The following is a 12,429-nucleotide window of genomic DNA, read 5'->3' on the forward strand; positions in this document are numbered from 1 at the left end:
GGGAGAGATGGATGAACGGGGAAAGCCGCGCCAATATGGGGCTGATCATGGCAATCGTCGCAGTCGCGACGATCGGCGGCCTGTTGTTCGGCTATGACAGCGGCGCCGTGAACGGCACCCAGGACGGGCTCAAATCGGCCTTTGCCCTGAGCGAGGGCGGCCTCGGCTTCACCGTCGGATCGCTGCTGATCGGCTGTTTCATCGGTGCCTTTCTCGCCGGCCGCCTCGCCGACCTGATCGGCCGCCGCAACGTGATGATCCTGACGGCCGTGCTGTTCCTGATCGGCGCGCTGATCCAGGGATTCAGCCACGAACAATGGATCTTCGTCGCCGCGCGCATTGCCGGCGGCATGGCGGTGGGCGCGGCGAGCGTGCTCTCCCCCGCCTATATCTCCGAGGTGGCGCCAGCCAATATCCGCGGGCGGATGACCACCATCCAGCAGATCATGATCATCTCCGGCCTCACCGCCGCGTTCGTGGTGAACTACTGGCTGGCGAAGACCGCCGGCGCCTCGACCAACCTCTTCTGGGGCGGGTACGAGGCGTGGCGCTGGATGTACTGGATGCAGGCGATCCCGGCGACCGTGTTCCTGATCGCCTTGTTCTTCATACCCGAAAGCCCGCGCTATCTCGTCTCCAAGGGCCGCAACGCGGAAGCGACGCGCGTACTCACCAGCCTGTTCGGCGCCGGGACCGCGACAAACAAGCTCACCGAGATCCAGGCGAGCTTTTCCGACCACCGCCCCACACTGCGCGACATCCTCGATCCGGTGAAGGGCGGGGTACGCCCGATCGTCTGGGCGGGATTGCTGCTCGCGGTGTTCCAGCAGCTCGTCGGCATCAACGTCATCTTCTATTATGGCGCGACGCTGTGGCAGCTCGCCGGCTTCACCGAGAATGATGCGCTGCTCATCAACATCGTCTCGGGCTTCGTCTCGATCGCCGCCTGCTTCGTCACCGTCGCGCTGGTCGACCGCATCGGGCGCAAGCCGCTGCTGCTCATCGGATCGGCAGGCATGGCGGTCGCCCTGTTCGCGATGGTCTTCGCGTTCAGCCGGGGATCGCTCGACGCGCAGGGCAAGCTCGTCCTCTCGCAGCAGCTCGGCATCATCGCGGTGATCGCCGCCAATCTCTACGTCGTCTTCTTCAATGTCAGCTGGGGTCCGGTGATGTGGGTGATGCTGGGCGAGATGTTCCCCAACCAGATCCGCGGATCGGCGCTCGCCGTGTGCGGCTTTGCGCAATGGTTCTCCAACTATCTGATCGCGCAAAGCTTCCCGATCATGGCCGCGGGCCTCGGCCTCGCCGTCAGCTACAGTTTTTATGCAGTGTGCGCGGTGATCAGCTTCTTCCTGGTCAGCAAGTTCATCCATGAGACCAAGGGGGTAGAACTCGAGGACATGCAGGGATGACGGCCCCGGCGCGCGCCTTCCGCTCGCGCGAAGGGTTCGCCGCGCCGCGGCACCATCACCTGACGCTGAGTGTCATCGCCAGCCTGCTCGTCTCGCCCCGCGCGAGCGCATCCATCCCGCCGCGATTGATCGCATCGGGCAGATGGCTCACCGGCTCGGCGCAGAAGAAGTCCGCGCCGGGCGGGCGGAAGAGATGCAGCACGCCAGCGCCCTCACCCTGGATCGCGATACGCCCCCAGCGCTGCTCGATCTGCGCCAGGCCGTCCCAGCCTTCATAGCTATTGTCGATCAGGGCATCGCCCCGGACCGCCGCGCCCCCGGCCCAGTCCCCGAAATACGCCGCTGGGGCCGTTTCAGCCGGCAGCATCGTGGCGTCCGCCAGCCACAGGGTCTCGGCCTCGAAGCGCAATCGCGTGTCTGCATCGCAGGGAAAATAGGGATGCAGGCCAAGCCCGACAGGCATCGGCGTGTCCGCCAAATTGGTCAGCGAAAGCTCGATCCGGGCCGCGCCCGGGGCCAGCGCGAAGCGTTGCTCCGCCCGGTAGGCCCAGGGCCAGCCGGCACTTCCGTCATGCGCATCAACCAGCACTGCGTGATCCGCGCCCGCGTCTTCGACCGCCCAGCCGGACTGCCAGCCAAACCCGTGCAGGCTATGCGGATGATCGCCGAAATTGAGCGGGAGTTGATAGGTTTCCCCGCCGGCTGCGAACTGCCCGTTCGCGATCCGGTTGGCGTAAGGCACCAGCGGAAAACAGGCGGCGGCGAGCACGTCCGCGGTCCCCTCGGGCGCACGGCGCAGCACGTCACGCCCATCGTGCTGCAACGCCGCGATCGCACCGCCGGTCTCCGGCAACAATGCCAGTTCCCAGCCATGGCCGCCAAGCTTCACAGCCCGACCGAGACCTCGGTCCCCGGCATGCCGGGAACGGACACCCGAAATGCGAACAGGTCACCCGCATGCGGCTCCTCGGCGCGACCATCCGCGTCGAGATGTTTGCTGGCGGTGGTGGCATAGACGGTACGCAGGTCAGGCCCGCCGAACGCGACCTTGGTGATCGCGCCGACCGGGAATGCGACCACGTCCAGCAACTCACCCGCGGGCGAATAGCGCCGCACCGCCGCGCCATTATAGAGACCGATCCACACACAGCCCTCGGCATCCACCGCCGGGCCGTCGGGAAAGCCTTCGCTGTTCGGGATCGTCGCGAACACGCGCGAGTCCCCCAGAATCCCGTCATCCCCGATCGCCGCCGAGTGGATCACGCCGCCCAGCGTATCGACATGATAGAGCGTGCGCCCGTCCGGGCTCACCGCCGGGCCGTTCGAGATGCTCACCGCCGCCGTCTCCGCGACGCAACGGCCATCGCCGCCAAGGCGATAGATGCGCCCGGTCGCTTCACTCTCGCCATCGTCCATCGTGCCGAACCACAGCCGCCCCGCCGGATCGACGGTGCCGTCGTTGAGCCGGTTGCCAGGCAAGGCAGGCTCGGGGTCCGTCAGCGGTGTGAAACTGCGATCGGCGGGATCGAAGATCGCAAGCCCGGTCTGGAGCCCCGCGACGAATTTGCCGTTCGCAGCCGGCAGGCAGAAACCGACCTGCGCCGGCGCGTCCCAGCTGCGCCTCTCTCCGCTCGCCGGATCGAACCGGTGGATCCTGTGCGACTTGATGTCGACGAACCACAAGGCCGCGTCGCGCTGCACCCAGACCGGGCCCTCGAGCAACGGCGCTCCGAGCGCCCAGACCGGCTCCGGCGCGGTCAGCACGACGCCCATCAGCGCCAGCCCGCGTCCACGAAATAGCTGTGCCCGGTCACCAGACGCGCATCGTCTGAGGCGAGGAACAGCACCATCGCCGCAACGTCTTCGGGCGCGAGGCGTCCGTCAAGGCATTGCGCCGCAACGATCTCCGCCTCGCCCTCGGGCGAATACCATTTCAGCTGGCGGGGGGTGCGGACATTGCCCGGGATGACGCAGGTCGCGCGGATGCCGTCGCGGCCCAGATCGCGGGCAAGGCTGCGGGTCAGTCCTTCGATCGCCGCCTTGCACGTCTGGTAGAGAACCAGGTCGCTGAGCCCGAGATGCCAGGAGATCGAACCGAGATTGACGATCGCCCCGCCGCCCCTCGCGCGCATCGCCGGCACCACCGCCTGCGCACAGAAGAAGATGTGCTTGAGGTTCACGCTCAGCCGCTCGTCCCAATAGGCTTCGGTGATCTCGTCGATCGCGTGGCGATCGTCATTGGCGGCGTTGTTGACGAGGATATCGAACCCGCCCGCCCCCTTGATCAGCCGAGCGATCACCGCCTGGAGCGACGCGACATCGGTCAGGTCCACGCGCTCGAAACACGCCTTGTGCCCATCGGCGCTCAACCGCTCGACCAGCAGCTGCGACTCCGCCCCGGCAATGTCGAAGAAGGTCACGTCCGCGCCCTGCCGAGCAAACCCCTCGACAATGCCCGCGCCGATCCCCGAACCGCCGCCGGTGACAAGCACCCGCTTGCCCTTGAGGCTCGGATAGACCGCCGCGGCGGATGCTGCTGCCGGCTGGGTCATGTTCAGGCGGCCGTCCGCGCTGCGATGCTGCGATAGAGTTCTCGGATGCCGAAGGTCCAGGGCGCCGCGTCCTTCGAGGTGGTGACGCGGTTGGTCAACGTGCCGAGCTTCCGCGAACGGATGCGCACCGTGTCGCCGATCTTGTGCGTGAAACCGCGGCCGGGATCGTCGCGATCCTGCACGGGTGCGAACAGCGTGCCCAGGAACAGTGCGAACCCGTCCGGATATTGATGCTCGGACAGCGTCTGGCGGACCAGTTCCAGCGGATCGCGGCTGATCTGGTTCATCGAGCTATGCCCTTCGAGGCGATAGCCCTCCGGCCCCTCGATCAGCAGGTCGAGCTCGGCATTGCGCACGTCGTCGATGCCGAACTGCGCGTCGAACAGCCGCACGAACGGCCCGATCGCGCACGCTGCATTATTGTCCTTGGCCTTGCCGAGCAGCAACGCGCTGCGCCCCTCGAAGTCGCGCAGGTTGACGTCGTTGCCAAGGGTCGCACCGATCACCTTGCCCGCGGCATTGGCAATCACCACCACTTCCGGCTCGGGGTTGTTCCAGCTCGAATCCGAACGGATGCCGATCTCCGCGCCCCAGCCGACCGAGGACAGCACCGGCGCCTTGGTGAAGACCTCGGCATCCGGGCCGATCGCGACTTCCAGATATTGCGACCACATGCCCGCATCGATCAACACGGCCTTGAGCTTCGCGGCGTCCGCGCTGCCCGGGACCACCGATCGGATGCCGCCGCCGATCTTCTCTTCCAGTTCGGCTCGGATCGCCGCGGCCTGGCCCGCGTCGCCCCGCGCCCGTTCTTCGATCACACGCTCTAGCGCCGATACCGCAAAGGTCACGCCGCACGCCTTGACGCATTGGAGATCGATCGGCGCCAGCAGCGCATAGGCGCCACCGCCGATGGTCAGGTCCGTCACATCGCAGAGATACTTGCCCGCCGCACTCGCGGGATCGGGCAGGTCGAACAGATCCGCCGTCGTCGCGGCCACCGTCGACACGTCATGGACGCGGCCTTCGCGCACGATCACGGGAACTGGCCCTTCGGCCAGCATCACCCGGCCGGCAAGCGTCGCCTGCCCGGCATCTTCGGGAAGCGCCGACACGTCAAAAGCTTCAGGCACAACTCTCTCCTTCGCCCGTTTGGAAACGGGTGATGATAGCGCTATCATCACTCTTGCACGCTCACAAGGGGCGCAGCTTCAGATCGTCCAGCTGCCGTCGATCCGCGCGACGGTACCGGCCTGCGCGTTCTCGCGCAGCGCTGCAGGCAGCAACGCCTCCGGCAAATCCTGATAGCTTACCGGGCGCAGGAAGCGGTCGATCGCCAGCGTGCCGACCGAGGTGCTGCGCGGATCCGAGGTCGAGGGATAGGGGCCGCCATGCACCATCGCATGGGTCACCTCGACGCCTGTCGGCCAGCCATTGGCGATGACGCGGCCGACGGTGCGCTCAAGCACCGGCAGCAGAGCCTGCGCCTCTGGATAATCGCCTTCATCGACCTGAAGCGTCGCAGTCAGCTGGCCTTCCAGTTCGCCCAGAACCGCCTTGAGTTCTTCCAGGCTCGCGCAACGCACCACGACCGAGGAGACGCCAAACACTTCGTGCAGATGTACCGGATCGGCTAGGAAGTCCTTGCCAGCGACACTGAACAGCGCCGCCCGGCCGCGGTTCGGGCCATCGGCCTCGACACCTTCGGCAACCTTGGTGACGAACGCACTGCCCGCGAGCTTGGCCTTGCCGCTCTCGAACGCTTCCCAGATGCCGTCGGTCAGCATCACCTGCGCCGCCTGTCCCGACAGCACCTCGCCGGCACGTGCGACGAACGCGTCCAGTTCGGGGCCATCGATACCCATGACGAGGCCGGGGTTGGTGCAGAACTGGCCCGCGCCCATCGCCAGGCTGGCGACGAACGCCTCGGCCAGCGCCGGGCCGCGTGCCTTCAATGCCTGGGGCATCAGGATGACGGGGTTGATCGCCGCCATCTCGGCATAGACGGGAATCGGGCGCGGACGCGCCGCGGCGATGCGCATCAGCGCTTCGCCGCCGCCGCGCGATCCGGTGAAGCCCACCGCCTGGATGCGCGGATCGGCGACCAGCGTCTCGCCCACCTTGCGCGACGTGCCGTTGACCATACCGAACGTGCCGGCCGGCATGCCGCACGTCTCGACCGCGCGGATGATCGCCGTCGCGATCAGCTCGGCGGTGCCGGGGTGCGCGCGATGGCCCTTGACCACCACCGGGCAGCCCGCGGCGAATGCCGAGGCGGTGTCGCCGCCTGCGGTCGAGAAGGCGAGCGGGAAGTTGGAGGCGCCGAACACCGCGACCGGGCCGAGCGGAACCATGCGCAGGCGCAGGTCGGGCCTGGGCGGCGTACGCTCCCGATCGGCATGGTCGATGCGCAATTTCTGCCAGGCGCCATCGCGCACTTCCTTTGCGAACAGACGCAGCTGGCCCACCGTACGGCCGCGCTCGCCGGTGATGCGCGCGGCGGGCAGGCCCGATTCACGGCAGGCGCGCTCGATCAGCACATCCCCCAGTGCCTCGATCTCGTCGGCGATCGTTTCGAGGAAACGCGCACGCGCTTCGAGCGGCTTGGTCGAATAGGGCAGGAAGGCGGCTTCGGCGGCCGCGCAGGCGTCGGCGACGTCCTGCTCGCTGGCGCTGGCAAAGCCGGCATCGGCGATGTCCGCGCCGGCGGCGGGATCATAGGCGTGAAAGCGCGCATCAGATTGACGGCGTTCGCCGCCGATGAAGAGTCCGCCCGTCAGTTCCATGCTCGTCTCCGTAGATCGGCGGCCGCGACGCGATGCGGCAGTCCCGTCCATCTACAAACATCATACGAATTTTCAACCCGGACGGATGTGATTGGTAGCGCTACCAATGCACAGGGTCAATTCGCGCGGCGTTCGCGCGGGCAATGTTCGCGATGTCAGCGCAGCCGTGCGCTCATCAGGAAGCGCTCACGACTCTCTGCCGCCTTGCGCCGCAGTTCGGAGATTTCGCGCTCCTCGGTCGCGTCGAGCATCGCTTCGAGCAGCCGGTTGAAATGCGCACGCATCGCGATCCGCGCCGCGCCCGGATCGCCGGCCCGCAGTGCATCGACGATCGCGGCATGCTCCTGCTGACGGGTGCGGCCGTCATGCTGGCAGACGCTGGCATAGGTGGTGCGCACTTCCGGCACGTCGGTGCGCATCCGCCACAGCGACTTGATGACATGGATGATCGCCTGATTGCCCGATGCCGACGCGATCAGCAGGTGGAACTCCTGATCCGCCTCGGTCGATCTTGCATCGTCGCCATCGTCATGGCCCATGATCTCGAGCAGTTCGTCGAGCCGGTCGAGCGTTTCGGGCGTGATCGTCGAGGCCGCCAGTGCCGCGGCTTCCGATTCGAACAGCGATCGCGCCTCGGTCAGTTCGAACGCGCTGACCGCAGGCGGCTCGTCGCCGCGCGCAGTCTTGCCATCGGTGACGTAGACGCCCGACCCGGTCTTGATGGTCACCAGTCCGCGCGCCTGCAACGCGATTTCCGCCTCACGTACCGTGACCCGGCTGACGCCGAGCTGCTCGGCGATCTCGCGCTCGCCGGGCAGCCGCGATCCGGGGGGATAAGCGCCCCCCGCGATCATCGCGGCAATACGCTCGGCGACTTCCTGAAACAGGCGGCGTTCGGCCATGCAATTCCTCGGTTCGATCCGGTCCGGCCCTCCGAATGCCCTAGCCGCCTTCCATTTGGAATAGGCAATTGGTCCGCAAGGCCGGACGGCGCAGCTTACCGCAGGCGGACGCGGACACTCATGAAATACTGCGGTCCGTAGAATTCGACGTTCCGCGTGCTGCCGACGACCGGCATGTACTCGATCCGCGGTTCGTTGAAGAGGTTGAGCGCCTGAAGCCGGAAATCGACCTGGCGATTGACCCGGAACGAAGCGGTCATGTCGAAGGTGTCGGTGCCCTCGACATAGCGCAGCTGCGTGTTGTTCGAGGTGAACGCCTGATAATAGCGCGAGCGATAGCGGTAGATGCCCTGCAGCGAGAAAGGACCGACCTCATAAAAGCCCTGCAGCGACAGCGTATGCTTCGAATAGCCGCTGAGCCCGGCCGGAGGGATCAGGCCCGGGGTCACCGTCCCGTTGGATTCGATCACATCGCCGTAGCGGATGTCCTGCGTCTTGAAGTCCGACCAGGCGTAATTGTAGCTGAGCTTTGCGCCCAGCCCCTTGAGCGGGCCAGGTAGCCAGGTGAAGCGGTTGGTCGCGGTCACCTCGATCCCGTACAGGTCGCTCTGCTCGTCGCTGTTGGTCGTCTGGGTGACTGGCACCATGTAGCTGGTGCCGCCGATGTTGAATTCCTCATCGGTGATGAACGGCATCAGACCGCCGGTGAAACGCTTGTAGTAGAGCGTCGCGGCGAGCAGCGTTTCCTTGTTCGCATAATATTCGAGCGCGAGATCGGCGTTCCACGACATGGTCGGCTTGAGCCGCGGGCTGCCCGTCGCGGCGATGTTGTCGATCGCGTCAGTAACCGAGGTGAAGCCGGTGCCGGGATCGGCCTCAAGCGCGATACGACGCCCAGCGCCGAGCGCGCTGGGGGCAGGGCGCGACATCGCACGATAGACGCCGGTGCGCACGCGCATCTTGTTGCTGAGGTCGAAGATGGCGTTGAAGCTGGGCAGCCAGCGCGTCGAGCTCGACTTGATCTGAACCGGCGTGAGGTCGTTGGTCGCCACCAGCTGGATCGTTCCGTCGGCGCGGGTAATCACGTCGAGATCCGCCCGGAAGCCATCGGCGGTCACTTCGGTGCGCACGCCGCGCACACCGAAATTGCCGCGAACCGGGATATTGCCCAGCTCGCCCGAATAGGTCGCCATGATATAGCCGGCCCATGTCTTCTCGGTGACCTGCGCATTGTCGACCGAGTCCAGGTTGCCGCTGTTGCCCGGATCTTCGGTGCCGAGATATTCGCGGAACTGGCACAGCACGTCGAAGGTCGCGTAGCTGCCGATCGACGGCGACGAGGCGTCCGCGAGGAAGCCGGTCTGCGGGAAGGGCGTGCGGCAGGCGAGATTGACGCGACGGTCGACCGCCAGGTCGGTCTGGTCGATATTGACGTCGTTGCTGTAGCCGAAGAATTTGCGGCTAGCCCAGCGCCCGCCAACAGCAATCCGCTCGATGAAGCCGTCGAGCTTGTAGCTGGCGTCGGCGCGCAGCGACCAGATTTCGTCGGTGCGCCCGTCCTGAGACCGGGTAAGGCGCGCATCGTCGCTGAACACGTCATGGTCGCGCGGATTGAACCGGGCGTCATAGGTAAAGACCGGCAGATAGCCCTGGGTCATGTCGACCGAATAGGGGATGCGCTGATTGTTGATCGCGGTACGCACGCCATAGATGTTGAACGGGTCGGTGCGCAGCCGCACCTGCCGCGTGATGTCGAGGCGCTTCGTCCGCGAATAGCCGCCGTCGATGCTGACCGTCAGGCGATCCGACGGGCTCCATTCGATATTGCCGCCCAGACCCAGATAGCGCTCGTCGCGCATGAACAGGCCCGAAATGGTCTGCATCGTCGCCGAGCCAGTGGCCGACAACAGCTGGTTATTGTCGCCGATCACGACGTTGCGCAGATTGTAACGCCCCTCCGCCGTGCCGAAATCGTTGCGACGCTCGCTATAGTCGCGGCGCGAATATTGGGCGTCGAGATTGATGTCGATCGTCGGGCTGGGCTGCCACTGGAGTGCACCGAAGATCGCATCGCGACGATCCGACGTCGTCATCTGACGATTGAGGTAAGAATTGGACGCATGGAAGAAGGGCGTGCCGGCATTGCCCTGCTGGCGCGTGACTTCGGTGCAGTTGGAACTCGAAACGACCGCCGCGTTGCAGGTGTACCAGGTCGTGCTGGTGTAGAAGCGCTCGACCGGATCGTTCACGTCGTTGCGCTGAACGCCGATCGAGATGCCGACGTCACCCAGCCCCCCAAGTTCGAACTGGTCGATATAGCTGGCAGTGCCGCGCCATCCCCACGCGCCCTCACCGGTGATCTTGTCCTGATAGGGGTTGAAATTGGCCTTGGCCTCGACCTGGATGCTGCGGCGGCCGTAATCGAGCGGCTTGCGCGTTTCCATCTCGATCAGGCCGGCGACGCCACCCTCGATCAGGTCCGCCTGCTGCGTCTTGTAGATCTTGATCGCGTTGAACAGCTCGGACGGGAACTGGCCGAAATTGACCGCACGATCGCCCGACCCGTTGGTCGCCTCGCGCCCGTTGAACGTCGTCATGCTCAGGCCCGAACCGAGCCCGCGGATCGAGACTTCCGTCGGACCGTAATTGGCGCGGTCGATCGTCGCGCCGGTGATCGTCGCGATCACCTCACCCACCGACTGGCCGGGAAGCTCGCCGATCTCCTTGGACGAGACCGTATCCACGATCGTATCCGAATCGCGCTTAGCCTGGATCGAGGTCTGGATCGTCTCGCGGATCCCCGTGACGATGATGTCCTCGGCCGCGCTCGCATCATCGGCGGGCGCCGTGTCCTGCGCCATTGCCGGAGCGGCCAGAAGCAGCACCGGCAGCGATCCGCCGACGAGCAACGCATGGCGCAACCGGCCCGAGCGAGTGACAGCAACCATCACGGAAATCCTCCCCATTCTTTTATATAGACCAATCTCTAGAAGTGGATCGGCCTATTTGTCAATCCAATTGGCCTGCCAATTGGTATGCATATCCACAAACCGGCGAAGCGGGAGGGCCGGTCCGGCAAGGAACGCCCCTCCCGCGCCTTTCGCCACCTGATCAAGGCATCAGGTGGCTGCGCAACTCGGGTGCGGCAGTGGCCAGGTCGTGCGCTACCATCTTGGCGAACACGCGCGCGCCGGCCTCGCCGACATGGGTATAGTCGAACTTGGGACGCAGCTGGCCGCGCGGACCGGTCTTGGGCAGCTCGACCGCGGGTGCGCGCGCTTCCTCGGCGGGACGGGGCTTGAGCGTCGTGCCCTTGCGCGCTGCCTCCAGTTCTTCGGGCAAAGGCGGAACCTGAGCGAGCGCCGTCGAATCCGCTGCGCCCAGCTTCTGCACCGCGGCGGCGCTGCGCGCATTGAGGTCGATCACCGGCACCTGCAGCGCCGCGCCGACCTTGCGCGCCTCATCCCCCCATGCGGCAAGCGTGTTGTTGAGCTTGCCATCGCGGAACTCGCGCCGCGTCAACGGGGTCACCAGCACCGGGTGCGCGCCCGCCGCGCGCACATCGGCCACCATCTGGCGCAGGTTGGCGCCGAACTCGCCGTTGAGGTCGGTCCAGCGCTCGGCGCGGGTCGATTGGTCGTTATGCCCGAACTGGATCAGCACCCAGGTCTTCTTGTAGCCTGCGACCCTGGCCTCGTTGAGCGCGATGGTCCACGACCCCTCGGCGCGGTAGCTGCGCGTCGAGCGCCCGCCGCGGCCGAGGTTGAGGCAGGCGATGCTCGACTTCACGTGCATCGCGCAGAACATCGACGCCCAGCCGCTGCCCGGCGCCATGGTCGAATCGCCGACCAGGATGACCTTGAACGCATCGATCGGTGCCGCATCGGTGCGCTTTTCGCGCTTGTCCAGCGCGGGCTGGGCCTCCGACTGTGCCTGCGCCGCAGCGGGCAGCGCCAGCACGGCAAGCGCCATGGCGAGTTTCTTCATCTCTCTCTCCCAGTTCGCGGTGCCGCCGTTACGAGAAGAACAGCCCGCCATTGATGTCGACATTGGTGCCGGTGAGGAACGAGGCGTCGCCCGAGGCGAGGAAGGCGACCGCGGCCGCGACCTCGTCCGGATGCCCCTCGCGGCGCAGCGGGGTATTGCCGGCGACCGCGGCGCGGCCTTCCGGCTTGGAGAAGATGTCGTGGAAGCTGGTGCCGATCAGGCCCGGGTTGAGCGCGTTGACGCGGATGCCCTGCGGCCCAAGCTCCTTCGCCCAGCTGCGCGTCAGCGTCATCAGCGCGCCCTTGGACGCGGCATAGATGCTCGCGCCCGGCCCGCCGCCGTCACGCCCGGCCTGCGAGGCGATGTTGACGATCGCCGCGCCGCTTTCGAGGTGCGGGAGCACCGCCTTGGTGACGAGGAAGGCCGATTTGAGGTTGAGGTCCATCACCGTGTCGAAGAAGGCTTCGTCCATCTCGGCGAGCGTTTTCCGGGCGACCATGCCGCCCGCGCAATTGACGAGGATATCGACCTTGCCGCCGAACGCGTCGGTCGCGGCCTTGACCAGCGCGACGACCTCGTCGGCCTTGGTCACGTCGGCGCGCGCGAGTAGCGCAGTGCCGCCCGCTGCCTCGATCGCGTCGAGCGTCGCCTTGGCCGCCGCCTCGTCGCTGCGATAGTTGATGACTACCTTGGCGCCCTCGGCGGCGAGCCGCAGCGAGATCGACTTGCCGATGTCGCGTCCACCGCCGGTGACGATCGCGACCTTGTCCTTGAAACGCATGTAAGCCCC

General features: G+C 66.2%; 10 protein-coding genes. 1 reads left to right on the top strand and 9 read right to left on the bottom strand.

Annotated elements, in window-relative coordinates; genetic code table 11:
• Window positions 1–11 precede the first annotated feature (11 nt).
• On the top strand, window positions 12–1,412 hold the full coding sequence (locus BDW16_RS09330) for a sugar porter family MFS transporter (RefSeq protein ID WP_066578888.1): 1,401 nt from the start codon (window positions 12–14) through the stop codon (window positions 1,410–1,412).
• A 55-nt stretch (window positions 1,413–1,467) separates the two neighbouring features.
• Here BDW16_RS09330 and BDW16_RS09335 read toward each other — a convergent pair whose 3' ends face one another.
• The 9 genes from BDW16_RS09335 to BDW16_RS09375 form a co-directional block, all read right to left on the bottom strand.
• Window positions 1,468–2,301 carry an aldose 1-epimerase gene (locus BDW16_RS09335; protein ID WP_174532062.1) on the bottom strand — a complete coding sequence of 278 codons (834 nt, stop codon included), beginning with the start codon at window positions 2,299–2,301 and terminating at the stop codon, window positions 1,468–1,470.
• Entirely contained in the window at window positions 2,298–3,185 is an 888-nt protein-coding gene (locus BDW16_RS09340; RefSeq protein WP_066578889.1) for an SMP-30/gluconolactonase/LRE family protein, read from the bottom strand. Before BDW16_RS09340 ends, BDW16_RS09335 begins: the two co-directional genes overlap by 4 nt.
• Entirely contained in the window at window positions 3,185–3,964 is a 780-nt protein-coding gene (gene xylB / locus BDW16_RS09345; protein ID WP_066578892.1) for a D-xylose 1-dehydrogenase, read from the bottom strand. Before xylB ends, BDW16_RS09340 begins: the two co-directional genes overlap by 1 nt.
• A 2-nt stretch (window positions 3,965–3,966) precedes the next feature.
• Complete coding sequence (locus BDW16_RS09350) at window positions 3,967–5,028, bottom strand: fumarylacetoacetate hydrolase family protein (RefSeq protein ID WP_100362854.1); 1,062 nt, start codon at window positions 5,026–5,028, stop codon at window positions 3,967–3,969.
• A gap of 147 nt (window positions 5,029–5,175) precedes the next feature.
• Complete coding sequence (locus tag BDW16_RS09355) at window positions 5,176–6,750, bottom strand: aldehyde dehydrogenase (NADP(+)) (RefSeq protein ID WP_066578896.1); 1,575 nt, start codon at window positions 6,748–6,750, stop codon at window positions 5,176–5,178.
• 155 nt (window positions 6,751–6,905) lie between these two features.
• Window positions 6,906–7,652, bottom strand: coding sequence for a FadR/GntR family transcriptional regulator (locus BDW16_RS09360; RefSeq protein WP_066578898.1), 747 nt, complete (start codon window positions 7,650–7,652; stop codon window positions 6,906–6,908).
• A 95-nt stretch (window positions 7,653–7,747) separates the two neighbouring features.
• Window positions 7,748–10,600, bottom strand: a complete 2,853-nt coding sequence (locus BDW16_RS09365; RefSeq protein WP_083954316.1) for a TonB-dependent receptor — start codon at window positions 10,598–10,600, stop codon at window positions 7,748–7,750.
• Window positions 10,601–10,763: 163 nt separating this feature from the next.
• Complete coding sequence (locus BDW16_RS09370) at window positions 10,764–11,639, bottom strand: rhamnogalacturonan acetylesterase (protein WP_066578903.1); 876 nt, start codon at window positions 11,637–11,639, stop codon at window positions 10,764–10,766.
• 28 nt (window positions 11,640–11,667) lie between these two features.
• Window positions 11,668–12,420, bottom strand: a complete 753-nt coding sequence (locus BDW16_RS09375) for an SDR family NAD(P)-dependent oxidoreductase (RefSeq protein ID WP_066578905.1) — start codon at window positions 12,418–12,420, stop codon at window positions 11,668–11,670.
• Window positions 12,421–12,429 lie beyond the last annotated feature (9 nt).

Origin of the sequence: Sphingomonas koreensis (assembly GCF_002797435.1) — a bacterium.
Classification (GTDB): Bacteria; Pseudomonadota; Alphaproteobacteria; order Sphingomonadales; family Sphingomonadaceae; genus Sphingomonas; species Sphingomonas koreensis.

What these genes read in the sequence shown, in the direction of transcription:
- BDW16_RS09355 (WP_066578896.1), bottom strand. Translation starts at nt 6,750, where the DNA reads ATGGAACTGACGGGCGGACTCTTCATCGGCGGCGAACGCCGTCAATCT.
- BDW16_RS09340 (WP_066578889.1), bottom strand. Translation starts at nt 3,185, where the DNA reads ATGGGCGTCGTGCTGACCGCGCCGGAGCCGGTCTGGGCGCTCGGAGCG.
- BDW16_RS09330 (WP_066578888.1), top strand. Translation starts at nt 12, where the DNA reads ATGAACGGGGAAAGCCGCGCCAATATGGGGCTGATCATGGCAATCGTC.
- xylB (WP_066578892.1), bottom strand. Translation starts at nt 3,964, where the DNA reads ATGACCCAGCCGGCAGCAGCATCCGCCGCGGCGGTCTATCCGAGCCTC.
- BDW16_RS09360 (WP_066578898.1), bottom strand. Translation starts at nt 7,652, where the DNA reads ATGGCCGAACGCCGCCTGTTTCAGGAAGTCGCCGAGCGTATTGCCGCG.
- BDW16_RS09375 (WP_066578905.1), bottom strand. Translation starts at nt 12,420, where the DNA reads ATGCGTTTCAAGGACAAGGTCGCGATCGTCACCGGCGGTGGACGCGAC.
- BDW16_RS09370 (WP_066578903.1), bottom strand. Translation starts at nt 11,639, where the DNA reads ATGAAGAAACTCGCCATGGCGCTTGCCGTGCTGGCGCTGCCCGCTGCG.
- BDW16_RS09350 (WP_100362854.1), bottom strand. Translation starts at nt 5,028, where the DNA reads ATGCTGGCCGAAGGGCCAGTTCCCGTGATCGTGCGCGAAGGCCGCGTC.
- BDW16_RS09365 (WP_083954316.1), bottom strand. Translation starts at nt 10,600, where the DNA reads ATGGTTGCTGTCACTCGCTCGGGCCGGTTGCGCCATGCGTTGCTCGTC.